Origin of the sequence: Mesorhizobium sp. M2E.F.Ca.ET.219.01.1.1 (genome assembly GCF_004016445.2) — a bacterium.
GTDB lineage: Bacteria > Pseudomonadota > Alphaproteobacteria > Rhizobiales > Rhizobiaceae > Mesorhizobium.
In genome coordinates this window covers 1-24803 of record NZ_SADT02000013.1, presented here as the reverse complement: position 1 = coordinate 24803, position 24803 = coordinate 1, and the positions used below count along the sequence as shown (strand labels likewise).

Genomic DNA, 24803 nt, shown 5'->3' with positions numbered 1-24803 from the left:
GTTTGCGGGCTCGGTCCCGCTGGCCATAACTTCAGAATTGCCGCAGAGCATGGGCGCGTTCTTTCGCGATTGCGTGCCGAAAGCGGAAGTGTTTCAGTCGAATCTTGCGTTGGCGCGCGGCATTCGAGCAAATCGTATAGGTCTGGTTGTTTAGCGTTGGCAGGGGCGTTTGCGTCACCCGCTACGCAATCTTTCAGAGGCAAGGAATTGAAGCCGTCCGAAAGCTTGAAAATCGATGCCTTCTCGATGCGGATCGCCGACATCGAAGCCGTCGAGCTGGACCGCTTGCATGCGCTCTCCCTGTCGGTGGGGTGGCCGCATCGGGCCGAGGACTGGCAATTCCTGCGCGAAACGGGACGAGGCTTCGTGGCGCTCGACGAGATCGGCCGCGTTCTGGGTTCCGCCATGTGGTTTGAGCACGGCTCCGATTTCGCAACCATCGGCATGGTGATCACCTCGCCTCGGCTTCAGACGCTGGGGGCGGCGCAGTGGCTGATGAAGCGGGTCTTCGACAAGGTTCCCGGGCACGACCTGCGCCTCAATGCGACCCGAGCCGCACGGCGGCTCTATCTCTCGCTCGACTTCCAGCCGGAGAAAACCGTCTACCAATGCCAGGGAATCGCCCGCGTGCCGACAACAAGGAGCCTGGCGGAGGCGTCCGGCGACATCCGAACTCTGGACGCAAGCGATATTCCGGCGGCGATCGCGCTCGACGCGGCGGGCTTTGGCGTGAAGCGGCCGGCACTCATTGAAAAGCTCTTTGCGCATTCGGTCGGCTACGGGCTTTTCGACGGAAACAAGCTGAGCGCTTTCGCGCTCTGCAGGCCCTTCGGGCGGGGCCATGTTGTGGGGCCGGTCGTGGCAGAAAGCGATGCCGACGCCGTGGCGGTCCTCCGGCCGCACGTGGCCGACCATTCGGGGACTTTCCTTCGCGTCGACACCCACATGGACAGGGGCGAGTTCGCCGCCTTTCTCTCGCATGCCGCAATGCCGGTCTTCGACACGGTGCTGACCATGTCGTTGGGCAAACGCCTCACCGATTTTGCCGCCCTCGGTGAGGCTAGTCCGAAAACTTACGCTCTAGCGAGCCAAACTCTCGGGTAGTTCGGTGCTGCCTGGCCTACAAAAGTGGCGGCGAGCATTCAATCTCAGCCGTCCCCGGAAACCTGTCCCCGCAACCAATTTTATCATAAATCAATTACCGTCCCGGTCTAACCGGGGCGGTTTTTGCGTTTAAGGGCACCAATCGAGCGAGTTAGGACGCCTAGGCGCGATGTATCACTCCTTTTAAGGCAAGCCATTGTTCTATTGCGGACGGTTGGCTGGTCCCCAAGGCGGAGTAGAGTAGGGCAAAGGCCAGATGCGGAAAAAGGCAGCTCTGCGCCCAATGCCGGTGGTATGAACAACCTTCTCCCTGGCCCCCAAGCAGACATTGAAGGCAAGTTCGTGGAAAACGCACGAGGCTGGATCGCCGATCACAGGCCGAGATGCTTGTACACAGTCGTTCGCGAAAGACCGAGCCGGCGGGCCGTCTTCGAGATATTTTCGGATGCATCGCGATAGGCCCGGCGAATTTCGCGGCATCTGTTCTCGTCGAGCGGGTTTCCGCGGCAGGCTTCGCAACTGTCCGTTTCGTCCCGCGGCGAGCAATCGTCGAAAGATCCTTCGTCGACGAAATCCACCCCGCGGACCAGCGCACGCTGCAGCGCGGCCTGGAGCTCGCGGATGTTGCCGGGCCATTTCCGCAGCGAAAGTGCCATGATCGCGGCGTCGGTGATGGCTGCGTCCGGCGCCAGCTTGCGCATCAGGTGCCGTACGATCAGCGCGAAATCGGAACGTGCTCTCAGGGGCGGCAGATGCAGCGTGAAGGCGTTGAGCCGATAGAGAAGATCGGCGCGGAAGCTGCGCTCGGCAACCATTTCGGAAAGATCTCGGTTGGTGGCGGAGACGATCTGCACATCCACCCTGTGCGTGTGTTGTCCGCCGACCGCGCGGACTTCCATGGAATCGAGGAAGCGCAGCAGCGCGGTCTGGGCGGGCAGGGGGATGTCGGCGACCTCGTCGAGGAACAGCGTGCCCCGGTCGGCGAGGCGCGCGAGGCCGGGCGATCCCTCGCTGCGGGCGTTGGTATATGCGCCGCGCTCATGTCCGAAAATCTCGGCTATGAAGAGCTGCTCCGGCACCGCGCCGCAGTTAACGGCGACGAATTCGCCTTTCCTGCCGCTGACGGTGTGGACATGGCGCGCCATCAACTCCTTGCCCGTTCCCGTCTCGCCGGTGATGTGGATCGGCATGCGCAGCGCGGCGGCCCGGCCGATCTCTGCCACGGCCCGCTTCAAGCTGCGGTCCTCGCAAACGAAATCGGGCGCATGGTCAACGTGGGCCGCCGGCGCGACCCCGGACGGCCGCGCCGGTGATACGCGTCCTCCCGGCGCTATCTGGCGGCATACCATGAACACGCCGCTGCCCGCCCGGTCGCGGATGGTGGTTACGCCACCATTGAGCAGGCCGCTGATCGTGGCTCCGAAGCTTGCCTCGAACAAGTGGTCGAAATGGCTGCCCGCGGCCGCGGGAAGACCCGCGAGCAGCGAGGTGCCGGGCCTGTTGAGCGAGATCACCTCGCCGTCGCGCGAGACGGCGACCAGGCCGGCCGAAAGCGTGTCCAGATATTCGGCGCGCGGGTGAAAGGCCAGGATGAAGCACTCAGCGCGTTCCTGGAAGATCAGGCCGTTCTCGATCTGCGCGGCGGCCATGCGCACCAGCGCGTGCGTATGCTGCTGGCGAGCCTCGTTGGAGCAGGAGGCGTCGAGAAGGCCGAGGATCCGGCCGTTCGAATCGAGGATGGGCGCGGCCATGCAGCTCAGATGGCCGTGGCAGGTGAAATAATGCTCGCGCCCGTAGACAGCGACGGCCTCCTTGCCGGCCGCCGCCAGTCCAAGCGCGTTGGTGCCGTAGCGAGCCTCGCTCCATGTGCTGCCGGGGATGACGGACCGGCCGGCGGTGCTGTCGGCGAAGTGCTGGTCGCTGATCGTGTCCAGCACCATGCCTTCGGCATCGCCGAGCGCGATGATGAAATTCGATCCGGCGATCTGGGAATGCAGCAGCTTCATCTCCGCCAGTGCCAGCCGGCGGAGGGCCGCGACCTTTTCGCGCTTTCGCGTCACCTCGGCAAAGGCGGTCACCTCGCCGTTCGGGATCGAGCGGGGATCGAGCCCCAAATCGCGGCAGCGCTGCCAGCTCTCGGCGATCGCCGCCGGCAGCGTTCCGCCCGGCAGCCTGTCTCCGCGTTCCAGGGCCTGACGCGCGCGATCAATTCCAGACGGGTGCAACATGGTCCCTCCACTGCGCTGCGCGTTCGCATGAAGCGCCGCGACGTCGACTTGAGCTTGGCTGGAAACTGAACAGCTTGCGCCCGGAATTGTTCAGCCGATGAACGGCCTCGCGTCGGGGTCTGAATCTCAAAACGTTGATTTCATTGGGGTTTGTTATCTGGCATGCAGGTTGCTGATCTCCTTGTCGAAGGCCGACGCAATGCTCGGTCCCGCGGAGGAGACAACAATGAAAGCCCAGGTTCTCACCAGATATGACGACAGCCTGACCGGGAGCGAATGGGTTTCCCAGCAGGAGGTCCCGGACCCGAAGATCACCAGATCCACGGATGTGATCGTGCGTATCGGCGGCGCCGGCGTTTGCCGGACGGACCTGCACATCATCGAAGGCGTATGGCGCCCGCATATGGATCCGACCGGAGACGCCCTGCTGCCGCTGATCATGGGCCACGAGAACGCCGGCTGGGTCGAGGCGATCGGCAAGGAAGTGGAAGGCATCAAGGTCGGCGACCCGGTCATCGTCCATCCGAAGATTTCCGGCGGCACCTGCCTGGCATGCCGTCGCGGCTTCGACATGCATGGCTCTGGAAAATTTCCGGGGCTCGACTGCAATGGCGGCTACGCCGAATATCTTTGCACCTCCGAGCGCAACATCGTGGCGCTGCCGAAGACGCTGGCGCCGAAGGATGTCGCGCCCTACGCAGATGCGGGCCTGACGGCTTACCGCGCCGGCAAGAAGGCGAGCCGGCATTTGCTGCCGGGCGAAAGCTGCGTGGTGATCGGCGCCGGCGGCCTGGGGCATATAGGCATCCAGTGCCTCAAGGCGATGTGCGCGGCGGACGTGATCGTCGTCGACAAATCGGACGACTCGCTGACGCTCGCCGGACGCATCGGCGCTGACAAGCTGGTCAAGGCGGACGGCAACGAGGTGGAGGCCGTGCTGGCATTGACGGATGGCCAGGGCGCCGAGGCTGTTATCGACTTCGTCGGCGAGAAGGGCACCACCGCCAAGGGCTTGGCGATGACCCGGCCGATGGGCAGCTACTACGTCGTCGGCTATGGCGAGGACATCAAGGTTCCGACCGTCGACATGGTCATCACCGAGAAGAACATCATCGGCAATCTGGTCGGCACCTGGGCCGAGCTCGTCGAGCTCATGGCGCTGGCCGATCGCGGCCTGGTCGACCTGACGACGGTCGAATACCGGCTCACCGACGCCAACAGGGCGCTGCATGATCTCCATCACGGCAAGATCCACGGCCGGGCGGTGCTCATTCCCTGACGAGGGGGATGCGATCCCGAGCCTGGTCGTGCGATTGCCGCGCGACCAGGCATGGAAGCCGAACCATGTCGCGAGGCCGCATGCGGTTGCCTCGTGCCGCTTCCGCGTATCGGGGGGCCACAATGTCGTCCATTGGCATCAATGAAAGCTGGAGCCGCGCAAACAAGACCTGGGCGACCTGCGCCCGGATCGGCGCCGCTCCCCAAAGGACACCGGGAGGAGACATGTGCAAGCTCCTGGCCAGGCAGGATCCGCGTCGCTTCACGCAGACCAGCCGGTCCCTGCGCATCTCGGGACAGTCGACCAGCATCAGGCTGGAGACCGCGTTCTGGGAAATACTGGATGCCATTGCCGCCGGCGAAGGTATGTCGGTATCGCGCCTCGTCGCCTTGCTTTACGACGAGGCCGTGGATCTGCACGGCGAGGTCGCGAACTTCGCGTCGCTCCTGCGCACGGTCTGCCTCATCTACCTGGGGGAGCGCGCCGAGATGGCAATCCGCCGGCATCCGCCGGCGTGACGCCTTTGCTGGGTTGCCAGCCGCGGCGCCGCCGCGGCATGGGGCCGTCACGATGGCTTCCCCGCGCGCGCTTCGCCGCCGATGCGGTTTTCCGCGATCCAGCGGGCCGCGAGCACCAGCGCGCCCATCGAAAAGTCCTTGCCGTGCCTGGCCACCATCTCTTCCGACAGCTTGGCAAGCTGCTGGAAGAAATCGTCCTTGCTCACTTCTTCCGGGGTCAACTGTGTCTGTTGTATCTGCATCGTTTCCTCCTGTTCGTTGTCGCCCGTCACTTGAACATCTGGGCGGGGAATGTGATGAGGCTGGCGCCGCCGTCCGTCGTGCCCGCCGCCAGATGGCGACCATCGGCGGACCAGGCCAGGGCCGTGACAGCTCCGCCGGACGGCTTGACCAGAAGTTCGTCACGCTCGCCGATCCGGGCGACGACGATCTGACCATTGGCGAAGCCGGCGGCCGCGAGCGGCCGGGTCGGATGGCCGGCCACCGTCTCGACCACCACCAGGCCGGGACGTCCGGTGACGAGCGCGCCTCCGGTCTCACCCTCAAGCGGCGGAAGCTTCATCGACCAGGCCGCGATGCGGAAAGCGCCGGAGGCAATCAGCGCATCGGCGCGTTCGCTCCACGACACGGCGCGCACCAGGGCGGGGAATTCGCCGACCGTGCCTGCCTTCCCGTCCACCAGGCGGGCGACACCGAATCCGCCGGAGGCCAGCGGGCAGGCGATCCATTCGCTGTCGGCGCTCCACCGTGCCGCTGCCGGCGCCTGCGGGAAACCGATCGTCCGGATCAGGGCAGGTTCCCCCACGAGGGTCCAGATCGAAATCTCGTTGCCGCGGCATACGGCAAGCTGCCGCCCGGAAGGAGAAAAACCAAGCGCCGCGACATTGCCGCTACCGTGCCGCACCAGCGAGCGGATGATGCCGCCCGAAGCCATTGCAAGAAAGACGTCCGCGCCGTCGCTGACCGCCGTCACGCCTTGCCCGCGGGCGTGATCGAGGGCCACGATTGCGTCCAGCCGGATGTCCGTATCGTCGATCTCTCCGGTCGCGGTGGCGCGCACGACCCTGCCGTCCGACGCTCCTGCGAGGAAACCCGATTGGGCGGACGCTGCAATCAAGGGCGCGCCGTCGCAAAGACGCTCGGTGACGATGAGTGGCGCCGGTGGTTTCTCACGGGGCCGGATGGTCGTCTGGCCGAGATCGCCGCTTACCCTGATGCGCGACTCCGGCGGTTCAGGGTCGGAGAGCGCGGCAAGGGCGATCGTGCCGCCCGTGCAGGCGAAGGCCGCAACGGAGCTGTCGGCACTGAACTGCAGGGTCTCGACGGCCGACGGCAGCGCCCAGCTTCTGGCGAGCAGGTCGAACAATGTCAGATTGCGCATATTTTGCTGGTTCACGCTTCAGGTTCCCTTCATTCCTATCAGGCCGTGGCCAGCAGGCGGTCGACCTCATCCACCTGCCGCTCGGCGGCGGCGATGCGCTCCTCGCAGTCCGACAACGCGGTGCGTATCGAGGCGGCGCTCGTTTCCGCGCCATGCAAGTCCCGCACCAGTTGCTCGGAGGCGCCATTTCGGTCGAGCTCGAGTTCGATCCGCTGGATGTCCATTTCGATCGCGCCCAGGAGCTGGGTCCATTTCAGGGTCTCGGCATTCAGCCCCGACAGGGCCACCACCAGCGACAGGCGCCTCTCCAGCAATTCCACGCGCACAGACGAGGTGTCCGTCATCGCGATCCTCCTTGCTGCGGGCTGGGCACCGGAGAAAACCTGAGATGTTCGAGACCACCGGCAGGACGTTCTTCCAGGCGCTGCACGCGGCGGCCGAGAAGCGGTTGGGCCAACAGCATCCTTGCTCCCTGGCGATCGCCGAGGCCGCGCGGGAGTCGAATGCGACGGCGGTTCGCGCCGCGCAAGCCGCCCTGAACGGCTTGCCGAAAGAGGTGCTGGTCGCGCTTATGGCCGATGCGCACAAGGCGTTGCGGGAAGATCCGTCGGTGATCCTGGGAGCGTGGGGCGGCTCTGTTTCGCGGCATTGACGGCATCCTCAACGGTCGCCCGGCGGCGTCTCCGCCGACGCAGCCCAGCCCGACAAAAGCTGGGGCAGGCCGGGAACCTGGCTCCGGAATTGCCGCTCGGCCATGGCGATGTGGCCCCTGAGCTGGTCCCAGATGTCGACGCGCAGCAGCGAGGTGCTGTCGCCAATCAGGCGCTCGACCTCTTCAATCCGGAACTGGCGGGTAAGCGCGACGCCCGAGAAGACGAAATCGCGCATCAGCAGCGCGTGCCGTTCGATGAAGGCATGGATCATGGGATGCGTTTCCTCAGTCATGCCCGCCGCCGCCATCTCGGCTTCCATGAAACCCCGGAAATGCCGCTGCAAAAGATTCTGGCTCTCGCCGAGGAAGCGCATGGTGAACACCAGGTCGCGCGGCATCAGGCGGACCAGCTCGGACGTGACGTCGTCTTGCTCTTGGCGCCCCGGCAGGGGGAGGTCGTCTTTCCCAGGCATAGTCGTTCCGTCGGCTGCGCTTCGCCTGCATGTGCATTAAAGGATAGGGTCGGCTTTGCAAGTTGTCGACAAATGATTATGCTGCGCTTGCGAAGTAATATTTTGCGTATGCGAATAATTATGAAATATTACAAACGTAAAATTCGAATGTAACGATTCTTTACAGTTGTATGATTGCACGCTGTCCGCAGCGACATCTGAGGCCGGTGCGCAGGTTGATTTGCCGGCGACTGATCAGTGATTTTGGCGTTGACTCAAACTGGCACGCCCCTTGCTTCATCGGTTTGCATAAGAAGCCCATCGCGTCTGAGGCGCGGTGCCACAAGAACGAAGGAGCGGAGGAGGAGACCGGAAACCGCGCACGCGGCCGCAACGGCGCCTGGCGCCAGGGCATTCCGGAGATCTCGTCGCACACCTTTGCCGTGATCCACTTGAACGGTTGGCCGGGCATCCGACTGCGCCCTGTCGCTTGCCGTTCGATCTGCAACTGGCGGCGGTGTGTGCCGCGACTGCCCGGGCCATGAGGTCCGGGACTCAAATCTGGTGGAGGCTTATGGCTATGACGTCTTTGACGCTCAACAAGATAACCTCGCAACGCGGCATCTCCGTGGGCGAGGCGACCAAGAAGATTTCCGACCTCGGTTGGAACCCGACCTACGTCCAGGAGGCGATGACCTTCCCGACGGACTACAAGATCACCAAGGCGCCGCGCGACCCGATGAAGCAGGTGCTGCGCTCCTATTTCCCGATGCAGGAAGAGAAGGACAATCGCGTCTACGGCGCTCTCGATGCGGCACTGCGCGGCGACATGTTCCGCAATGTCGAGCCGCGCTGGGTGGAGTGGATGAAGCTGTTCCTGGCGATCATCCCGTTCCCGGAAATCTCTGCGGCACGCTCGATGGCAATGGTGGCCCGGCTCGCCCCCGGCGAGGACCTGCGCACCGGCTTCACCATGCAGATGGTCGACGAGTTCCGCCACTCGACCATCCAGATGAACCTTAAGAAATGGTACATGGAGAACTACATCGACCCGGCCGGGTTCGACATCACCGAGGAAGCCTTCGGCAAGTGCTACGCCACGACGATCGGCCGCCAGTTCGGTGAGGGCTTTATCACCGGCGACACGATGACCGCCGCCTGCATGTACCTGACGGTCGTCGCCGAGACTGCCTTCACCAACACGCTTTTCGTCGCCATGCCGTCGGAAGCCGCCCGCAACGGCGATTACGCGCTGCCGACTGTGTTCCTGTCGGTGCAGTCGGATGAAAGCCGCCACATCGGCAACGGCCACTCGCTGCTGATGGCCGCGCTGAAGGAGCCGGAAAACCATCTGCTGCTCGAGCGTGACCTGCGCTACGCCTTCTGGCAGAACCACGCGATCGTCGATGCCGCCATCGGCACCTTCATCGAATATGGCACCACCAACCGCGACAAGAACAAGGAGTCTTACGCGGAGATGTGGCACCGGTGGATCTTCGAGGACTACTACCGCACCTACATGCTGCCGCTCGAGAAGTACGGCATCAAGATCCATCACGACGACGTCCAGACCGCCTGGAAGCGCCTCACCGAGAAGTTCTACGTGCACAAGGTCGCGCAGTTCTTCGCCGTCGGCTGGCCGGTGAATTTCTGGCGCATCGAGGCGCAGCGCGACGCAGACTTCGAATGGTTCGAACAGAAGTACCCCGGCTGGTATGCCCAGTTCGGCGAGTTCTGGAAGTGGTACGACAAGCTCAGCCACAAGGGCGAGAAAGTGCTGCTGTTCAACGAGGCCGTCGGCTACGTCTATCCGCATCGCTGCTGGTCGTGCCTGGTGCCCTGCCTCATCCGCGAGGACATCGTCACCGACGAGATCGACGGCAAGCTCTACACCTTCGCCCACGAGCTCGATCGCTGGACCGCCGTCGAGGCGTTCGCCGACGAGTACCAGGGCCGTCCGACGCCCGCGATGGGCCGCTTCAGTGGCAAGCGCGAGTGGGAGACGCTCTATCATGGCTGGGATCTGGCCGATGCCATCAAGGACCTCAACTTCGTCCGGTCCGACGGCAAAACGCTGGTGCCGCAGCCGCACCTGCGCTTCGACGACAAGGAGATGTGGACGCTCGACGACGTGCGCGGCCACACGCTGCAGTCGCCGCTGACGCTGCTGCGCGGGATGAGCCCCGCCGACCGCGAGAAGCATCTCGCCGAATACCGCGCCGGCTTCACCATCAACGCCTGCAACTAAAACCCGCAATCACGGGGGAGGCCCTTCCGGGCTTCCCCCGGCAGACACGGCCGATGCCGTCCTAGCGGACGGGCAACGGCGGAGCTTTGGGAGGAGAAACGATGAGCGGCGCTCACACAGTGCGTCTTGAGCCGGTCGGGGTCGAGTTCGAGGTCGAGAACGGCGAGACGGTGCTGAACGCGGCATTCCGTCAGGGAATCGCGCTGCCGCATGGCTGCAAGGAAGGCCAGTGCTCGGCCTGCAAATGCGTGCTGCGCGAAGGTGAGGTCGACATGCTGAAATATTCGACCTTCGCGCTCAACGACACGGAAAAGGAAACCGGCCACATCCTGCTGTGCCGGTCGATCGCCTATTCCGACATGGAGGTCGAGCTCCTCAACTACGACGAGGAGGTGCTTTCGAAGTCGATCGCGGTGAAGACCTTCAAGGGCCGCATCGCCAATGTCGAGAAACTGACGCACGACATCCGCGGCATCCAAATAGAGCTCAACTCCCCGATCAAGTTCTGGGCCGGACAATATGTCGACATCACGGTCACCACGCAAAAAGGGGAGACGATTACGCGCTCGTTCTCCATGGCAAATACGCCGGACGAAGCCCAAAAGCTCTCCTTCATCATCAAGAAATACCCCGAAGGAAAGTTCTCCGGAGAACTCGATTCCGGAGGGATCCAGGCCGGAGCCGAGGTCACCGTCGTCGGACCTTACGGAACCTGCTTCCGGCGCGAGAACCGCCAAGGCCCCATCATCCTCGTAGGCGCCGGTTCCGGTATGTCGCCGGTATGGTCCATCCTCAACGATCACCTCGCCAGCGGCGAGAAGCGGCCGGTCTATTTCTTCTACGGCGCGCGTACGCAGGACGACCTGTTCCACCTCGATCGCATCGCCGAGCTCGTAAAACGGCACCCTGAGCTCAGCTTCATTCCGGTGCTGTCGCACGTCAACGGCGACGCCTCATGGCCGGGCGAGCGCGGTTTCGTGCACGAGCGCGTCGACGCCAAGCTCAAGGAGCTCGCCATCGACGGGCAGGGCGACGTCTACGCCTGCGGCCCGCCGCCCATGATCGATGCGCTGCAGCCCGTCCTGTTCATGAACGGCTTCGAGGTGGAGCGCATCTTCTTCGATCGCTTCACCACCACGTCTTCCGGCGCCGGCACGCCGGGACATTGAGACCGCCGCGGCGGCTTCACCAGCAACTGCAACCAAGGGAGAGAGAAATGCCAGCCATATCGAGTTCAGTAGGGTCGGGAGCCGCGGGCGCCGCGATCTTCGCCGACTCCGATAGCCGCAAGTACCGCTACTTCGACCCGAGAGGTCAAAGGGCGACGCATTACGAGGACGTCACGGTCGACGTCCAGCCCGATCCGGAGCGCTACCTGATCCAGAACTGGATCATTTCCTTCGCCAACGGCAAGGGCGCCTACGTCAAGGACAACACCGCAGCCCAGAGCTCGAACTGGCACGCCTTCCGCGCTCCGGATCAGGAGTGGGAGCGCACCCACTACCAGCGCCAGTCGAGGATCGAGACGATGGTGCAGAGCGTCATCGCCAACGGCCGCAAGTCTGGCGCTCCGAAGTCCTTCGACAAGGTGTGGGCGAAGATCCTGCAGACGCATCTCGGCGCTTGGAAACACGCCGAGTTCGGCCTCGGCACCTCCCTGATGCAGGCGCAGCGCTACGGCTACACCCAGATGATCAATAACGCCACGCTGACCAATTCCTCCTACAAGCTTCGCCTGGCGCAGGACATCACACTCTACCTCGCCGAGATCGGCATGGACATTCCCGGCTGGAACGACGAGCTCGGCAAGCAGGCCTGGCTCGAGGACGGCATCTGGCAGGGCACGCGTGAGGCGATCGAGACGATCATGGGGACCGCCGACTATCTGGAGCAGTACTTCGCCATCAACATCGTCTTCGAGCCGCTGGTGGGCGAGCTGTTCCGGTCGGGCTTCCTGATGCAGGTCGCCGCCGCCAACCACGACTTCATCACGCCGGCGGTGATCTCGGCGGCCGAGGCCGACTACGAGCGCAACCTCGCGAACACGATCGACCTCATCTACCTGCTCGCGCATGACGAGAAGCACGCGGCCGCGAACCAGAAGCTCTTCAAGGGCTGGCTGAAAAAGCACCGTGCGCTCGCCGACAAGGCCGCGCAGGGCCTGCAGCCGATCTGGTCTGCGCCGCATTCCAAGCCGATCTCCTTCGATGACGTGCGGGCTCAGTCCCAGGAGCGCATCGCTAGGATACTCGGCGAACTCGGCCTCAACGGCTAACCGCAAACAGGAGACAAGGAACATGTCAACAGCAGCCCGCGATGCCTCGCACGACAACATCTTCAAGTCGATGAAGGACATCACCTTCGAGCAGACGATCTCGCACCAGTGCGGCGTCACCATGAACGACTCCGTCGAGGCGCGCGCCATCGCCGAGTTCATGAGCAAGAAGCCCGGCGTCACCATCACCTATCAGCCGGCGCTGATCCGCATCGACGGTAACGGCAAGCTGATCTTCAAGATGGACGAGATCAGCGAATATCTCGGCCGTGACATGACCGCCGAGATCTTCGAGGTGAACACGTCGACCCATTACGGCCGCATGGTCCGCGTCGACGACAATACGGTGATCCTGTTCGGCAATATGGACGAGGTCTTCGAGTTTATCTGAGCACGTCACGAGACGGGCGCGCCGCGCTTCCGCGGCGCGCCGACCAACCAATCCGACTTGCGGAGCGCAAACATGTTCATCACACCGGAAGGCAAGGAAATCTTCGTGGTCGACGGCCATACCCATTTCTGGGACGGCAGCCCCGAGAACCAGCGCAACATCCACGGCAAGCAGTTCATCGACTGCTTCTACGGCTACCACACGTTCCTCAGCCCGAAAGAGGAATACTGGCCGAAGGAGAAGTTCGAGAAATACAGCGCCGACGATCTCTACAACGACCTTTTCATCAACGGCCCGGATGACGTGGCGATCATCCAGTCGACCTATCTGAAGGATTTCTACAAGAACGGCTTCAACACGATCGAGCGCAACGCGGAAGTCGCGAAACGCTATCCCGAGCGGTTCATCGTCAACGGCTCGTTCGATCCCCGCGACGGCGAGAAGGCGATCGAATACATCCACTACATGAAGGAGACCTACGACATTCAGGGCGTGAAGATGTACACGGCCGAATGGAACGGAGCCTCCAAGGGCTGGCGGCTCAACGATCCGGACGCCTACCGGTGTTTCGAGCTCTGCGAGAAGCTCGGCATCCGGAACATCCACGTCCACAAGGGACCGACGATCATTCCGCTGGCCAAGGATTCCTTCGACGTCCATGACGTCGACCATGCCGCGACCGACTTCCAGGGTCTCAACTGGATCATCGAGCATTGCGGACTGCCCAGGCTCGACGATTTCTGCTGGGTCGCCGTGCAGGAAACCAATGTCTACGGCGGATTGGCGGTGGCTCTGCCATTCATCAACAACCGGCCGCGCTATTTCGGCGAGGTGATCGCCGAGTTGCTCTACTGGCTTGGCCCGGACAAGCTCCTGTTCGGATCGGACTATGGCATCTGGACGCCGCGCTGGCTCGTCGAGAAGCTCTGGGCCTACCAGATCCCCGACGACATCGCGGCGGAGCGGGGCGTCCAGCTGACCGACGAGATCAAGGAGAAGATCCTCGGCCTCAACGCCGCACGGCTCTACAACATCGACGTGGCGGCCAAGAAGGCGGCGCTGGCGAAATCGCCGCTGCGGATCGCGGCGGAGTGACGGCGATGAGCGTGCAGGCCGATCTGCGAGGCAACCGCCAGGGCGAGCTCTGGCGGAGCCTGGAAGGCGTCAACGATCCCGAGCTCGACGAACCCGTGACCGAGATGGGTTTCGTCGAACGGGCCGAGGTTCTGGCCGACGGGTCCGTGGCGGTCGATTTCCGCCTGCCGACCTATTGGTGCTCGCCGAACTTCGCGTTCCTGATGCTGGACGGCATGCGCCAGGCGCTCGAAGCGCTGTCCTGGTCGCCAGCCTACCGGATCCGGCTGCACGACCACATGTTCGCCGAGGAGGTCAATCGCGGCGTTGAAGCCGGCAAGACATTCGGCGAGATCTTCTGCGAGCTGGCCGGCGACGAAGACATCGCCGACCTGCGCGAGACCTTTGCCCGAAAGGCCTATCTGAGGCGCCAGGAGGCCATGCTTCTCGGACTGCGCAAGCAGGGCCTGACCGATCGCGAGATCCTCGGCATGGACCTGCTTGCCTACGACACCGCAAGGTTCGAAGGGGAGGAGGCCGTCAAGCAGAAGCCGCGATACCGCGAAGCTCTGCTGCTGCGGTGGTCCGGCCGGCGTCCGACGGAGCCCGTCTTCGTCACCTGGGAGGGATCGCCAATCGCGCCGAGGGCGCTTGGCGCCTATCTTGCCGAGCTCAGAAGCGTGCGCATCAACATGGAGTTCAACGGCGCGCTGTGCCGTGGACTGAAGACCACACGGTACAAGGAACTGGAGGTGGTGGACGGCGAGCCGACGCTGGTCGACTTCATCTTGGACCGCGTGCCGCCCCGGGACTGCGCGAGCCGTCCGGCACATAGCTGAAGAACAGCCTCCGCAACGAGGCCGCAACAAGCGCCGTCCCACGGCGAAGGAGGAGTCATGCCCAAATTGCTGATCCACAATTCACATGCCCGCCGCGCGCTCGCGCGGGGCGTCCACCAACTCGCCGCCGCCGTCGAGCCGACGCTCGGGCCGCGCGGCATGAACGCTATGATCGATCGCCCGATCGGCACGCCCATCGTCACCCGCGACGGCGTGTCGATCGCGGCTTCCATCGAGCTGCATGACCGGTTCGAGAACATGGGGGCGCAGGTCGTGCGCGAAGTGTCGATGCAGACCAACGAGGTCGCCGGCGACGGCACCACGACCGCGATCGTGCTCGCCAATGCTCTCGTCCAGAACGGCGTCGAAGCCAACGAGCGCGGCGCCAAATCCGTCGATCTGGTCAGGGGCATCGACCTTGCGGTGGCGAAGGTCGTCCAGGCGCTGAAGGCCTCGGCGAAACCGGCCCGGTCCAACGGCAATCTGGCCGCCGTCGCCAACATTGCCGCGACGGATCCGAGGCTCGGCAGCCTGGTCGCGGAAGCCTATGAGCGCGTCGGCGCCGACGGCGTCATCACCACCGACTTCAGCGTGACGAGGGATACCACGCTGGACGTGGTCGAGGGCATGTCCTTCGACCGAGGTTACCTTTCGCACCACATGGTCACCGACCAGGACAAGATGGAGGTGGTGCTCGAGCGGCCGCTGATCCTGATGACCGATCTCAAGATCAAGGAGCCGAAATCGCTCGACGCCGCCAGGGCTATAGCCGAAAAGCAGAACAGGCCGCTGCTGATCGTCGCCGAGGAGATGTCGCCGGATGTCGTGGTCACGCTGCTCGGCAAGAACGGACCCGGCAAGTATCTCGTGGTGCATCCGCCGGAATACGGCCATTGGCGCAAGGCCATGATGGAGGATCTTGCGATCCTCACCGGCGGCCGCGTGATCGCGCGCGATCTTGGCGGGCGGCTCGAGGACATCCAGGAAGAGGAACTCGGCTCGGCCGAGCGCGTCCGCACCAGCGCCACGCACACGAGTGTCATCCGTGGCGGCGGCCACCCGCAGGCAATCGCCGCCCGCCGCGCCCAGGTGCAGCGCCAGTACGAAGTCGCGCCGCCGAATGTCGAGCAGGACAAGCTGCGCGAAAGGTTGGCCAAACTGTCCGGCGGCACGGCGGTCCTCTATGCCGGCGGCGTGACGCCGGTCGAACAGAAGCGCACCATCCAGCTCATCGAGGATTCGCTCTCGGCGGTCCGCGCAGCCTGGGAGGAGGGCGTGGTCGCGGGCGGCGGCGTGGCGCTCGCCCAGATAGCTCCAGTGCTCGACGATGTGCTGGCCAAGGTCGACGGCGATGTCGCCGAAGGCGTGCGGCTGGTCAGGTCGGTCCTCTCGCGTCCGCTATGGCGCATCGTCACCAATACCGGCGCCGACGCCGACGCCGTGGTTGCGAAGATATCGAGCGTCAATGGCGGCTACGGTTACAATGCCGACAAGGGCGAATTCCAGAACATGTACGAGGCCGGGATCATCGATCCTGTTCGCGTCACCTGCGCGGCTCTCAGCAATGCCGCGTCGGTCGCCAAGCTCATCCTCACCACCGAAACGCTGGTCGGCGATCTTGCCGAGGACGAGGACCCCACCGAAGGGCCCGCGCTCGGCGGCGGCGCGGAGAAGCTCGGGCGTCCAGTGATCCGGAACCAACCGGCCGCGCGCGCCGCGGCCATCCACCCCTACAAGCGATCGCCCGGAGCCTGAGCCCCGGTTCATGCGATCAAATCATCGGAGACAGGCATGAACAAATACATCTGCGAATTCATCGGCACTTTCGCGCTGGTCTTTTTCGGCTGCGCGACCGTTCTCTTCATGCACCAGGAGGTGGGCCTCATCGGCGTCGCCTTTGCCTTCGGCCTCTCGGTGGTGGCGATGGCCTATGCTGTCGGTCCGGTCTCCGGCGCCCATCTCAACCCGGCCGTCAGTCTCGGCTTCGTCGTCTCGGGTCGGCTCGGCTCGGGCGACTTTGTCGGTTACGTCATCGCCCAATGCGTCGGCGCGATCGTCTCGGCAGGAGTGCTCTACCTGATCGCTGCGGGCAAGGCCGGCGGCTATGACGTCGCGGCGAGCGGCTTCGCGCAAAACGGCTGGTCGACCTATTCGGCGACATCGGCGTTCGTGTTCGAGCTGGTGGCGACCTTCCTGTTCGTGACCGTCATCCTCAACAGCACCGCGCCTGGCGGCGCCGGCGCGCTCGCCGGCCTGGCGATCGGGCTGACGCTGGTGGCGATACATCTTGCGGGGATCGCGGTTTCGGGGTCGTCCGTCAATCCGGCCCGCGCGCTCGGTCCGGCGCTGTTCGCCGGCGGCGCCGCCCTCTCCCAATTGTGGCTCTATATCCTGGCGCCTTGCCTCGGAGCAGCAGCGGCCGGTCTGCTGCAGCGCAACCGGGCGATCGGTTTGGAAGGCGCCGCACAGCCGGCCTGACCCCCGGCTTCAGGCAACGACACAAAAGGCCCCATGGTTTCGCGCCATGGGGCCTTTGACCTTTTCAGCTTGGGGCGAATTCAGATGAAACCGCGTCGGATGCCGAACTGGTCGAGCTTGCGATAGAGCGTCGGGCGCGACACGCCGAGACGCAGCGCAGCCCGGCTCAAATTGCCGCCCTCCGCCGCCAGCGCGTCCCTGATGACCTGGCGCTCGGCATCCTCGATGCTGCGGATGGGCGCGTCGCCGATGGCGCAAGGCAATGCGCCGAGCGCGCTGGCCGTTGCGGGCGCTGCCAATTGTATTTCGGCCCCCGCCTTTGCTGTTCCGGCTCCCAGCATTTCCTCGGGCAGATCGCCGAGGCCGACGATGGCGCCGCGAGACAGCACGTGCAGCCTCTCCACCAGGTTCTTCAGCTCGCGCACGTTCCCCGGCCACTGGTAGGCCAGGAACGCATCCATGACCACCGTGGAGAATTCAAGCGGGGCCGATCCCATCCGACCCGAGATCTTGTGGTTGAAGTGCTCGGCAAGCAAGAGCACGTCGTTGCCGCGGTCCCGCAGGGGCGGCACGCGGATGGAAACAGTCGAGATGCGATAGTAGAGATCGCGGCGGAAACGTCCGGCGTCCACCTCGCGCTTCAGATCGCGGTTGGTCGAGGCGACCAGGCGCACGTCGACGGGCCGGGCGCGGCTGTCGCCGATGCGATGGACCACGCGCTCTTCCAGCACCCTGAGCAGGAACGGCTGGATCTCGAGCGGCATTTCGCCGATCTCGTCGAGGCTGAGAACACCGCCATTGGCGAGCTCGAAGACGCCGGGTTTTCCGTCGCGGCTCGCGCCAGTGAAGGCGCCCGACACGTGGCCGAACAGCTCGGAGCCGAACAGCTCCTTGGTGATCGCGCCGCAGTTCACGGCGATGAACGGGCTGTTCTGCGAGGCGCGGCTGCCGATATGGATGAGCCTCGCGAACAATTCCTTGCCGACGCCCGTCTCGCCCTCGAGCAGGACCGAGGTGACCTCCTTCGATTCCGCGACCCTGCAGGCGATGTCGACGGCCGCAAGCAGGGGCTCGCTTTCGCCGATGATCAGCGCCGATGCGGCTTCCAGTTGCTTGAGCTGCGTTCTGCGGCCGTCCGATACGATCGTGGTTGATCCCTGCGCCGGGAAGACCAGGGCCGCGCCGCGCAGGCCGTCGTCGAACTCGAGCGCGCTGATGTGGCAGGACCGCAGCGATGCCGGCAGGGCCTCGCCCAGTTCGGCGCCCGAGCCGAGATCGGGCAGCTTGACCAGGAACCTGGCGTTCGGATTCTGCGCGGCCGGCTCCGCCAGCAATTCGCGCGCGGCTTCCTCGGGAAGGTTGTTGCAGTAGATCGGCCTCCCACGGCGGTCGACGATCATCAGGCCGTCGCGCCGGCGGTAGTTGGGCGCCGAACTGATGAAGGCTTCGAGCAGGCGCGCGCGGTCCTCGATCTGCTGCTCGGCGAGCGCCTTCTCGATCTCGCGCGCGGCGGCCGCGACCAGCACGGTATTATGCGGCCGGAAGATGTCGGGATGGCCCGAGAGATCGACGACGCCGATGATGTTTCCGTCGATCGGATCGCGAATGGGCGCGCCGGCGCATGTCCACGACTTGATGCCGGCGCAGAAGTGTTCCGCCGCATGCACGAACACCGGCTCGCCCGCCCAAAGCGCGGTGCCGATCCCGTTGGTCCCGACGACGTCCTCGGTCCATTTCCCGCCGACGGCGAGATGGATGTCCATGCCGTCATGGATCGTGCGCTTGTCGCCGATGGCATCGATCAGCACGCCATCGCCGTCCGCCAGCACCAGCATGGCGCCGGTCCCCTCGAGAAGGCGGCCGATGGTGAAGAAGGACCGCCGCGCCGCGGCAAGCAACTCGCCGTTGGAGCGCGAGAGCAGCTCGATGTGGTCCTTGCCGTTCTCCAGCGGCGCTTCACTCTGCTGCGCATTGATTCCGCTTGTGGCGCAGCGGCTCCAGGAATCGTGGATCAGGGAGCGAACCGGAAAGCGGTTGCCCACTCGTTCGCTGTCGCCGGCGAGCAACGTCTCCCAGGCTCGCATGGTCGCGCGCTCGTCATAGCCTGGCACTACAAGCGCGTTGGGACGCATCGGATGACGGGCGGAATGCGTCATGAGCAGGCTTTCGTCTGGCCGGTGCTACGCTTCATTTAACCATCGCACGCTCTCGCCCACCTCAGTTCATGCCAAGCCTGTTGCCGATGTCCGCGGCGAGCTGTTCTTCGCCATAATCCGCTCCGAGCCGGCCGCCGTCGAGGTCGGCCAGCGCGGCCGCGATGTCCTCGTCGACCGGCGAGAAATAATGGTTGGCCTTGGTCGCAAGCACAAAGACATCGTTACCATCCCTGCGCTTGAGATCGCCGATATGATGCAGCTGCCGGCCCGACTTCTCGTCCACCATGATCACCCGGCCGTTCAGGCTGATGCGGATCCTGGGGCTCGCTTCGATGGCGGGCCTTGCGCTGCCGACGGAATGGATGATGAGGCCCTTTGCTTCCGGCTTCGGCCTTGCCGCCTTGCCCGCCGAATAGCTACCGCCGCTGATATGGTCGGCGAGCCGCGTGATGGTTGCCCGGTTCTGCTCGATCAAACGCCTCATGGCGGCGTCCTCGCGTCGCGAGCCGTCGCGCTTCGATATGATTTCGACCATTGCTCCTCCCAGAGTCATTTGGTCAAAAAGCCGTCTGCAATCGCCCCCTTTTCAAACCGTATCGCAGAACCACCTTTCGTGCCAGTACACTAACATACGACATCCGACACTGGTGCGGGTGGTAGCCCCATGCCGCATCACAGCCGGCAAAATCGCTGTTCCAGTCTTGGTCGCACGATCTCGAGCGCCAACGGATTGATCATTGAGGCAGGTGCCGAGATTGGCAAAGAACTGGCCGGCGAGCTTGCGCGCGGTCGAATCGATCAGACGCCCTCCCAGCAGGAGGGTAGCCATAAGAGCATGGAATCCTTCCCACGCAGCGCCGAGGTCAAATCGCTGCTGGTCCTGCAGCGTAAGCGCCGGGTGATGGCCGCTGTCCGGGGTGGTGTTCGGATCGGACTGGGGTCGGGCTCTTGACGCTGAAGATAGCGTCCACCAGTGGGGCTTAATGGACACGATCGCGGCGAATGGAATCGTGGCGAGACGGCGCGCCGGCGCAAGTCATACACTCTCGAAGAGAAGCAGCGGCTGGGTATCCGGCCCTGACGATCAGCAGATCCTCGCCTTCACAGACTTCGGCCTCGAATGCCTGATCAACCTGATCCGCGAGCACAAAGCCAATCGCCGCAGCGATCAAAGCAATGGCCGGTAAAAGCCCCCGGGCCATGACCGCCGCTTAACCAAAATGTTGACTTCTAGTTGCAGTTTCCGCGAAACCTCATAAGTCGCGGTGGCTTGTGGGGTTTCACTTTCTGGAAGATTGAAAACAGGCGAAAGACTCCGTGTTCCTCCACAAAAAAACCGGCAGCGCATGCCGAAAGCATTAGACAACTTCATGATGGCTGACATTTGGTTCCCTCCAGGGAGCAGCCCTTGAAAATAATCACGCGTGACGCAAGCGGCGCAACCACGGGGACGACGCTTGACGCGTTGTTGGCCGAGCGTGAAACCGGGACTGCCGCATCATGAGGACGCGTTGGAAGACTTTCCTGTTGCTTGCAGCATTGGCAATGGTGGGTTTTGTTGTTGCGCGCTACTACTTCAGAACGGAAAGTTACCGCTACAAGTTAACCCTTGCGGTCAACACGTCCGAGGGCATCAAACGCGCATCGAGCGTGACTGAAGTGACGTTTTGGAAGGTTTCGATACCTGAGCGTGGGGTCATGCAAAGACTTCAGGGGGAAGCTCTGTATCTCGATCTCGGCCCCACCAAAAGGCCGATGATCGCGTTGCTGACCAGCCAGCTTCACCCGGTGTATGCAAAGAATGACCTGGAATATCAGAAGAGGATACGCTGGTCGCGTGATGCGGGGCCGGGCTATAATTTGCTCGCCGAACTGTACGGTCCACCCTTAGACGATCGCCTGGAAAACGTGGCGCGTATAGCCCGCATGCGCGGCGCGCACAGGATCACCCCCGATGATCTGCCGGACCTCGTAACCTTTGCGGACATCAAGGATCCAAAAAGTGTGATCGAAGTCGATCCGAACGACCTTAAGGGGACGCTCGGGGCCGATGTCTCGTGGAATGAAATTACGCTTGAAATGACCGATGAGCCGGTCACCGAAGGCATCGAGAAGAAGCTGGCCTGGTTACCAACCTATAACTCTAAGGGCGCGACGCTCGACGGCTCACCCTACAGCAGCAAAAATACCGTGGCCAATATTCTGTACCCGTGGGACTTCTATCAATAACGTTGATCAGCAAGGGATAACTAGCGATGGCAACGCGGACCGATCCGTCGCAGACGGCGGTCGTGGTCGCTGCGTCCTGTAGGCGAAGGTGGTGCACACTTTGAACAGGACAGGCCGCACGGGCCGCCGGTTCAATGCCGGGAGAAAGACGCCACAGTTAATTTCCTGCCGTCCACATTTTGGGCAGGGGCTGGGGGTAATCGATAGCGCGCCATGCCGAAGGAGTGGCCGCGCCGGCGACCAGCTACCGCACATTGTGTGCGCTTGTGTTGGTCGAGGTCGTAGCGGGAGAGGGCTACCGCCAATACAGCGCTGCAACCGAGTTCGTCTGTTGAAAGGACTTCGCAAGCGAGGTCAGCAGACCGAAATCCGGTCCCCGCAACCAGATACAAGAACAGCCCGGCTCAATCCGGGCTGTTCTTGTATCCGGCTGCCGGTGGCCGGCTGATTTGAACTGTCATCGGGGGCCCGCAAGCAGGCAAAGCCGATGCCGCGGGACAGAAAAGCAAAATCCCGTCCCCGCAACCGCCCGCCTCGCGCGGGCGTTTTGTCTTTTGGCCGCCAGGGCCGGTCGTTCATCCTTGCTCACCGAATCCAGCAGGATCGCCGCGCGCCAGTTCCTCCAGATATGCCCGCAGCAACCGCGGCTCACGACCCAGGATCGCACGCAGCGTCAGCGGGTTGCCGAGCAGCCCGTGGTGATCGTAGTGATCGAACATCGCCCTCAAGCCCTGGGAAACGTCACCCAGGACACCGGGATCGCGGCGCTCCCCGATTTTGCGGCCCAGCACATCGCTCATCAGCGCGACGACCTCGTGTCGATCGAGTTGCCCGGGTGCGCAAAGTTCGAACGTGCCAAAAAGCAGCCGGTCTTCCGTCAGGGCTATCGCCGCGACCTCGGCGACATCCCGATAGTCGACCAGGGAGAAACGGGTCTCGGATGACCAAGGCTCCGCGAGCACGCCCTCCTTCACGACTTTGGGCCAGAATGCCGCGTAGTTCTGAAAGTAGCGCGCCGGATGGAGGAACGTATATTCCAGGCCGGAGTTGAGAACCGCCTCCTCGACCGGCGCCTTGGCGACATGATTGACGAGGTCGGAGAGCACCGGATGGATCACGGCCGAGAACACGAATCGCCGTACACCGGCGTTGATGGCTGCCTTCACGACAGTTTTTCCCACGTCGGCCTCGCCGGGAATGAATGCCGGGGCGATGTAGAAGACGACGCCGACATCCTTGAGTGCCGCATCCAAAGCTGGCCGATCGCGGAGGTCGCCGATGGCGACTTCGGTTGCGCCGTGACCACGCACCAGTTCAGCCTGTTCTGGCCTGCGGATGAAGGCACGGACGCGCGCGCCTCGCGTAGCAAGGGCGGGAATGACACTGCCTGCAAAATTTCCCGCAGCGCCGAAGGCGAGAATCATCATGATCACGTTCCTGCAAGTTCGTCACGGCCACCAGTGGCCCTCAACTCAATCTGGTTCCCGCGACTGAGATGTCACCGCGCCCGCCGGCCTTTTTTCGGGTGACGCCCAACGGGTGCACAAGATGAACTGGCGAAGGCGTGCCCGCGTTCCCAAATGCCCACTTGTGGGCCGGCTCGCCTCGGGCTTTCTTTGCTGACATGCGTTTACGTCCGAAATCTCGGTAACTATTCGTCCTTGGCGACCTCGAACGAATGCAACCAAACCGACGGAGAGAAAAATGCGGCAGGCGCTGATCGTATGGGGCGGCTGGGAGGGGCACGAGCCCGAGGCCGGGGCGCGCGTCGTCAAGGCGATGCTTGAGGAAGAAGGCTTTGCCGTGCGCGTCGAGAACACGACCGCGGTCTTCGCCGACCCGGCGATCGCCGAGCTCAGCCTGATCGCGCCGATCTACACGATGTCCAAGCTCACCAAGGCGGAAGAAACCAATCTGACGAAAGCGGTCGAAAACGGCGTCGGCCTCGGCGGCTACCATGGCGGCATGGGCGACGCGTTTCGCGAATCGCCCGAATACCAGTTCATGTGCGGCGGGCAATGGGTCGCGCATCCCGGCAACATCATCGACTATCATGTGAATGTGACGCGGCGCGACGACCCGATCATGCAAGGCATCGACGATTTTCCTTACCGCTCCGAACAATATTACATGCATGTCGACCCCTCGAACGAAGTGTTGGCGACGACAACCTTCTCCGGCGAACATGCGCCATGGATCGACGGCGTCGTCATGCCGGTGGTGTGGAAGCGCAGGCACGGCAAGGGGCGGGTGTTCTATTCGTCGCTCGGTCACGCAGCGTCGGAATTCCAGGTGCCGCAGATGCGCACCATCCTGCGCCGAGGACTGGCGTGGGCCGCGCGCTGAGCCGGCGAGCCGGCTAAAGCGCGTGGCGATCCTCGATCGGCGCCGGCGTCCCTGATCGACATTTCGGTTGTTGCCCGGATTCGGGGGAGCTCGGTCGTCTACCGAATCGCCAAGGATGAAGCGCGCCCGAATCAGCCAACTTTGCCCTGAACGACCATTTTGAGCGCTTCATCAGGAAGCAGCTCGAATCAGGCCGCTACAATAACGCCAGCGAGGGTGGCCGCGCTGGCTTGCGCATGCTCGAGGATTTCGAGGCGGAGCGGGAGAAGTGGACGCGCGAGGAAATCCCGGCGCGCATGGCCGAGCTTCAGCAGGATCCGGCAAGGGGAGTTCCCGCCGAAACGGTATTTTCCCGGTTGGAGGCCGTCATCGCGCGCGGCAGGCGAAAGCCAAGTGGGAGATGGAATACCGGATTGTCTTCCACGCGAGCGCGGAAGCTGAGCCCGAGCAGCAGCTCTATGACGACATAGCCGAGCGTGCGTCGCCGGCGGTTGCCTGGAATTTTGTCGCGGGCATCCGCGATCACTGCCTGGGCTTGTCGACATATCCACAGCGCGGCACCGAGCGGGTCGAAATCATACCGGGGCTGCGGATTATCGGCTATCGCCGCGCGGTCAGTATCGTTTTCGCCGTCGACGGCGAGCGCGTGCTGATCCTGGGCATTTTCTATGCAGGCCGGAACATCACGCCTGAATTGCTCGAAGAACGGCTCTAAACCGGGGTTCAGTCGGGCGCCGCGGTCGGCATTCGGCTAAGCGCTGCAGGCGATTTCCGGGTTGAACGCATCCGCTCGGCGGAGCGGTTGTGGCTGCTATCGCCGGGGCGGCCGGCAACGCACCTCAGGCAAAAAATTCAACCAAGCCAGCTTACCATTTTTCCCGCCGTGGATATCTCCGCGAGAAATCGAAAAAAGAGCGATCTTGGCTGTTGACAGTTCGATCGGGTGGCGACTATATACGCCCCACGAACGAGGGCGGTGCGCCGCTGGCGACGAAGAAGTTCGCTTCTAAATCTGCCCTCTGCGAGATTCAAGAGAGCCGCGTGAGCGACACTCGGGAGGCCCCGGAGCCGAGAGCGAAACGGGCCATGACGCTGCGTCTGTGGTGTCTGTTCTTTGACAATTGAATATTGAAGAAAGAGAAACGTGGGCGGC

26 protein-coding genes and 1 pseudogene are annotated in these 24803 nt (G+C 63.4%); 19 read left to right on the top strand and 8 right to left on the bottom strand.

Annotated features, from left to right (window positions below):
• Positions 1-246: 246 nt before the first annotated feature.
• Entirely contained in the window at positions 247-1104 is an 858-nt protein-coding gene (locus EN862_RS34180) for a GNAT family N-acetyltransferase (RefSeq protein ID WP_127868876.1), read from the top strand.
• Between the two features lie 371 nt (positions 1105-1475).
• Here EN862_RS34180 and EN862_RS34175 read toward each other — a convergent pair whose 3' ends face one another.
• Entirely contained in the window at positions 1476-3332 is a 1857-nt protein-coding gene (locus tag EN862_RS34175; protein ID WP_127868851.1) for a sigma-54-dependent Fis family transcriptional regulator, read from the bottom strand.
• 226 nt (positions 3333-3558) lie between these two features.
• Between EN862_RS34175 and EN862_RS34170 the strand changes: the two genes are divergently transcribed.
• Positions 3559-4611, top strand: coding sequence for an NAD(P)-dependent alcohol dehydrogenase (locus EN862_RS34170; RefSeq protein WP_189402010.1), 1053 nt, complete (start codon positions 3559-3561; stop codon positions 4609-4611).
• A 224-nt stretch (positions 4612-4835) separates the two neighbouring features.
• Positions 4836-5129, top strand: a complete 294-nt coding sequence (locus EN862_RS34165; RefSeq protein WP_127868849.1) for a ribbon-helix-helix domain-containing protein — start codon at positions 4836-4838, stop codon at positions 5127-5129.
• A 47-nt stretch (positions 5130-5176) separates the two neighbouring features.
• On the opposite strand, the gene EN862_RS34160 is transcribed toward EN862_RS34165, so the two are convergent.
• From EN862_RS34160 to EN862_RS34150, 3 genes are read right to left on the bottom strand one after another with little or no spacing between them, the layout of a single operon-like run.
• Positions 5177-5401 (bottom strand): hypothetical protein, encoded by a 225-nt coding sequence (locus tag EN862_RS34160; protein WP_245519814.1) that lies wholly within the window; start codon positions 5399-5401, stop codon positions 5177-5179.
• Entirely contained in the window at positions 5398-6525 is a 1128-nt protein-coding gene (locus tag EN862_RS34155) for a hypothetical protein (RefSeq protein ID WP_127868848.1), read from the bottom strand. Before EN862_RS34155 ends, EN862_RS34160 begins: the two co-directional genes overlap by 4 nt.
• 23 nt (positions 6526-6548) lie before the next feature.
• The gene (locus tag EN862_RS34150; protein ID WP_127868847.1) at positions 6549-6854 is read right to left on the bottom strand and encodes a hypothetical protein; all 306 of its coding nucleotides are present in this window, start codon (positions 6852-6854) and stop codon (positions 6549-6551) included.
• 44 nt (positions 6855-6898) lie between these two features.
• On the opposite strand from EN862_RS34150, the gene EN862_RS34145 reads away from it, so the two are divergent.
• Positions 6899-7162, top strand: a complete 264-nt coding sequence (locus EN862_RS34145) for a hypothetical protein (protein ID WP_127868846.1) — start codon at positions 6899-6901, stop codon at positions 7160-7162.
• 8 nt (positions 7163-7170) lie between these two features.
• Here EN862_RS34145 and EN862_RS34140 read toward each other — a convergent pair whose 3' ends face one another.
• Positions 7171-7635 (bottom strand): hypothetical protein, encoded by a 465-nt coding sequence (locus EN862_RS34140; protein ID WP_127868845.1) that lies wholly within the window; start codon positions 7633-7635, stop codon positions 7171-7173.
• A gap of 559 nt (positions 7636-8194) precedes the next feature.
• Between EN862_RS34140 and EN862_RS34135 the strand changes: the two genes are divergently transcribed.
• The 8 genes from EN862_RS34135 to EN862_RS34100 all read left to right on the top strand — a co-directional run bounded on the left by EN862_RS34135 (position 8195) and on the right by EN862_RS34100 (position 16919).
• A complete protein-coding gene (locus EN862_RS34135; RefSeq protein WP_127868844.1) occupies positions 8195-9862 on the top strand; it encodes an aromatic/alkene/methane monooxygenase hydroxylase/oxygenase subunit alpha in 1668 nt (555 codons plus the stop codon).
• Between the two features lie 101 nt (positions 9863-9963).
• A complete protein-coding gene (locus EN862_RS34130) occupies positions 9964-11031 on the top strand; it encodes a 2Fe-2S iron-sulfur cluster binding domain-containing protein (protein WP_127868843.1) in 1068 nt (355 codons plus the stop codon).
• A gap of 47 nt (positions 11032-11078) precedes the next feature.
• The gene (locus tag EN862_RS34125; protein ID WP_127868842.1) at positions 11079-12137 is read left to right on the top strand and encodes an aromatic/alkene monooxygenase hydroxylase subunit beta; all 1059 of its coding nucleotides are present in this window, start codon (positions 11079-11081) and stop codon (positions 12135-12137) included.
• Between the two features lie 22 nt (positions 12138-12159).
• A complete protein-coding gene (locus EN862_RS34120) occupies positions 12160-12528 on the top strand; it encodes an MmoB/DmpM family protein (RefSeq protein WP_127868841.1) in 369 nt (122 codons plus the stop codon).
• A gap of 72 nt (positions 12529-12600) precedes the next feature.
• Positions 12601-13623, top strand: coding sequence for an amidohydrolase family protein (locus tag EN862_RS34115; protein ID WP_127868840.1), 1023 nt, complete (start codon positions 12601-12603; stop codon positions 13621-13623).
• A 5-nt stretch (positions 13624-13628) separates the two neighbouring features.
• Entirely contained in the window at positions 13629-14441 is an 813-nt protein-coding gene (locus EN862_RS34110; protein WP_127868839.1) for an iron-sulfur cluster assembly protein, read from the top strand.
• A 57-nt stretch (positions 14442-14498) separates the two neighbouring features.
• Positions 14499-16196, top strand: a complete 1698-nt coding sequence (locus EN862_RS34105; RefSeq protein ID WP_127868838.1) for a molecular chaperone GroEL — start codon at positions 14499-14501, stop codon at positions 16194-16196.
• A 36-nt stretch (positions 16197-16232) separates the two neighbouring features.
• Positions 16233-16919 carry an aquaporin gene (locus EN862_RS34100; RefSeq protein WP_127868837.1) on the top strand — a complete coding sequence of 229 codons (687 nt, stop codon included), beginning with the start codon at positions 16233-16235 and terminating at the stop codon, positions 16917-16919.
• Between the two features lie 80 nt (positions 16920-16999).
• Here EN862_RS34100 and EN862_RS34095 read toward each other — a convergent pair whose 3' ends face one another.
• Positions 17000-19075 carry a sigma-54-dependent Fis family transcriptional regulator gene (locus EN862_RS34095; protein ID WP_210235700.1) on the bottom strand — a complete coding sequence of 692 codons (2076 nt, stop codon included), beginning with the start codon at positions 19073-19075 and terminating at the stop codon, positions 17000-17002.
• 61 nt (positions 19076-19136) lie between these two features.
• On the bottom strand, positions 19137-19610 hold the full coding sequence (locus tag EN862_RS34090) for a hypothetical protein (RefSeq protein ID WP_127868836.1): 474 nt from the start codon (positions 19608-19610) through the stop codon (positions 19137-19139).
• Positions 19611-19739: 129 nt separating this feature from the next.
• Between EN862_RS34090 and EN862_RS34085 the strand changes: the two genes are divergently transcribed.
• The 3 genes from EN862_RS34085 to EN862_RS34075 all read left to right on the top strand — a co-directional run bounded on the left by EN862_RS34085 (position 19740) and on the right by EN862_RS34075 (position 21304).
• Entirely contained in the window at positions 19740-20027 is a 288-nt protein-coding gene (locus tag EN862_RS34085) for a hypothetical protein (protein ID WP_127868835.1), read from the top strand.
• 31 nt (positions 20028-20058) lie between these two features.
• Entirely contained in the window at positions 20059-20262 is a 204-nt protein-coding gene (locus tag EN862_RS34080; RefSeq protein ID WP_127868834.1) for a hypothetical protein, read from the top strand.
• A gap of 340 nt (positions 20263-20602) precedes the next feature.
• Positions 20603-21304 carry a hypothetical protein gene (locus EN862_RS34075; protein WP_127868833.1) on the top strand — a complete coding sequence of 234 codons (702 nt, stop codon included), beginning with the start codon at positions 20603-20605 and terminating at the stop codon, positions 21302-21304.
• 575 nt (positions 21305-21879) lie between these two features.
• Here EN862_RS34075 and EN862_RS34070 read toward each other — a convergent pair.
• Positions 21880-22731, bottom strand: coding sequence for an NmrA family NAD(P)-binding protein (locus EN862_RS34070; RefSeq protein ID WP_127868832.1), 852 nt, complete (start codon positions 22729-22731; stop codon positions 21880-21882).
• Between the two features lie 277 nt (positions 22732-23008).
• Between EN862_RS34070 and EN862_RS34065 the strand changes: the two genes are divergently transcribed.
• From EN862_RS34065 to EN862_RS37145, 4 genes and pseudogenes are all read left to right on the top strand, one after another.
• Positions 23009-23650, top strand: a complete 642-nt coding sequence (locus EN862_RS34065) for a ThuA domain-containing protein (protein WP_127868831.1) — start codon at positions 23009-23011, stop codon at positions 23648-23650.
• A gap of 146 nt (positions 23651-23796) precedes the next feature.
• Positions 23797-24044, top strand: a pseudogene (locus EN862_RS34060) (type II toxin-antitoxin system ParD family antitoxin); the annotation flags it as partial.
• Between the two features lie 6 nt (positions 24045-24050).
• Positions 24051-24365 carry a type II toxin-antitoxin system RelE/ParE family toxin gene (locus EN862_RS37150; protein WP_127868872.1) on the top strand — a complete coding sequence of 105 codons (315 nt, stop codon included), beginning with the start codon at positions 24051-24053 and terminating at the stop codon, positions 24363-24365.
• A gap of 89 nt (positions 24366-24454) precedes the next feature.
• Positions 24455-24775, top strand: a complete 321-nt coding sequence (locus EN862_RS37145) for a hypothetical protein (RefSeq protein ID WP_245519813.1) — start codon at positions 24455-24457, stop codon at positions 24773-24775.
• Positions 24776-24803 lie beyond the last annotated feature (28 nt).

What these genes read in the sequence shown, in the direction of transcription:
- EN862_RS34180 (WP_127868876.1), top strand. Translation starts at nt 247, where the DNA reads ATGCGGATCGCCGACATCGAAGCCGTCGAGCTGGACCGCTTGCATGCG.
- EN862_RS34175 (WP_127868851.1), bottom strand. Translation starts at nt 3,332, where the DNA reads ATGTTGCACCCGTCTGGAATTGATCGCGCGCGTCAGGCCCTGGAACGC.
- EN862_RS34170 (WP_189402010.1), top strand. Translation starts at nt 3,559, where the DNA reads ATGAAAGCCCAGGTTCTCACCAGATATGACGACAGCCTGACCGGGAGC.
- EN862_RS34165 (WP_127868849.1), top strand. Translation starts at nt 4,836, where the DNA reads ATGTGCAAGCTCCTGGCCAGGCAGGATCCGCGTCGCTTCACGCAGACC.
- EN862_RS34150 (WP_127868847.1), bottom strand. Translation starts at nt 6,854, where the DNA reads ATGACGGACACCTCGTCTGTGCGCGTGGAATTGCTGGAGAGGCGCCTG.
- EN862_RS34145 (WP_127868846.1), top strand. Translation starts at nt 6,899, where the DNA reads ATGTTCGAGACCACCGGCAGGACGTTCTTCCAGGCGCTGCACGCGGCG.
- EN862_RS34140 (WP_127868845.1), bottom strand. Translation starts at nt 7,635, where the DNA reads ATGCCTGGGAAAGACGACCTCCCCCTGCCGGGGCGCCAAGAGCAAGAC.
- EN862_RS34135 (WP_127868844.1), top strand. Translation starts at nt 8,195, where the DNA reads ATGACGTCTTTGACGCTCAACAAGATAACCTCGCAACGCGGCATCTCC.
- EN862_RS34130 (WP_127868843.1), top strand. Translation starts at nt 9,964, where the DNA reads ATGAGCGGCGCTCACACAGTGCGTCTTGAGCCGGTCGGGGTCGAGTTC.
- EN862_RS34125 (WP_127868842.1), top strand. Translation starts at nt 11,079, where the DNA reads ATGCCAGCCATATCGAGTTCAGTAGGGTCGGGAGCCGCGGGCGCCGCG.
- EN862_RS34120 (WP_127868841.1), top strand. Translation starts at nt 12,160, where the DNA reads ATGTCAACAGCAGCCCGCGATGCCTCGCACGACAACATCTTCAAGTCG.
- EN862_RS34115 (WP_127868840.1), top strand. Translation starts at nt 12,601, where the DNA reads ATGTTCATCACACCGGAAGGCAAGGAAATCTTCGTGGTCGACGGCCAT.
- EN862_RS34110 (WP_127868839.1), top strand. Translation starts at nt 13,629, where the DNA reads ATGAGCGTGCAGGCCGATCTGCGAGGCAACCGCCAGGGCGAGCTCTGG.
- EN862_RS34105 (WP_127868838.1), top strand. Translation starts at nt 14,499, where the DNA reads ATGCCCAAATTGCTGATCCACAATTCACATGCCCGCCGCGCGCTCGCG.
- EN862_RS34100 (WP_127868837.1), top strand. Translation starts at nt 16,233, where the DNA reads ATGAACAAATACATCTGCGAATTCATCGGCACTTTCGCGCTGGTCTTT.
- EN862_RS34095 (WP_210235700.1), bottom strand. Translation starts at nt 19,075, where the DNA reads ATGACGCATTCCGCCCGTCATCCGATGCGTCCCAACGCGCTTGTAGTG.
- EN862_RS34090 (WP_127868836.1), bottom strand. Translation starts at nt 19,610, where the DNA reads ATGGTCGAAATCATATCGAAGCGCGACGGCTCGCGACGCGAGGACGCC.
- EN862_RS34085 (WP_127868835.1), top strand. Translation starts at nt 19,740, where the DNA reads ATGCCGCATCACAGCCGGCAAAATCGCTGTTCCAGTCTTGGTCGCACG.
- EN862_RS34080 (WP_127868834.1), top strand. Translation starts at nt 20,059, where the DNA reads ATGGACACGATCGCGGCGAATGGAATCGTGGCGAGACGGCGCGCCGGC.
- EN862_RS34070 (WP_127868832.1), bottom strand. Translation starts at nt 22,731, where the DNA reads ATGATGATTCTCGCCTTCGGCGCTGCGGGAAATTTTGCAGGCAGTGTC.
- EN862_RS34065 (WP_127868831.1), top strand. Translation starts at nt 23,009, where the DNA reads ATGCGGCAGGCGCTGATCGTATGGGGCGGCTGGGAGGGGCACGAGCCC.
- EN862_RS37150 (WP_127868872.1), top strand. Translation starts at nt 24,051, where the DNA reads ATGGAATACCGGATTGTCTTCCACGCGAGCGCGGAAGCTGAGCCCGAG.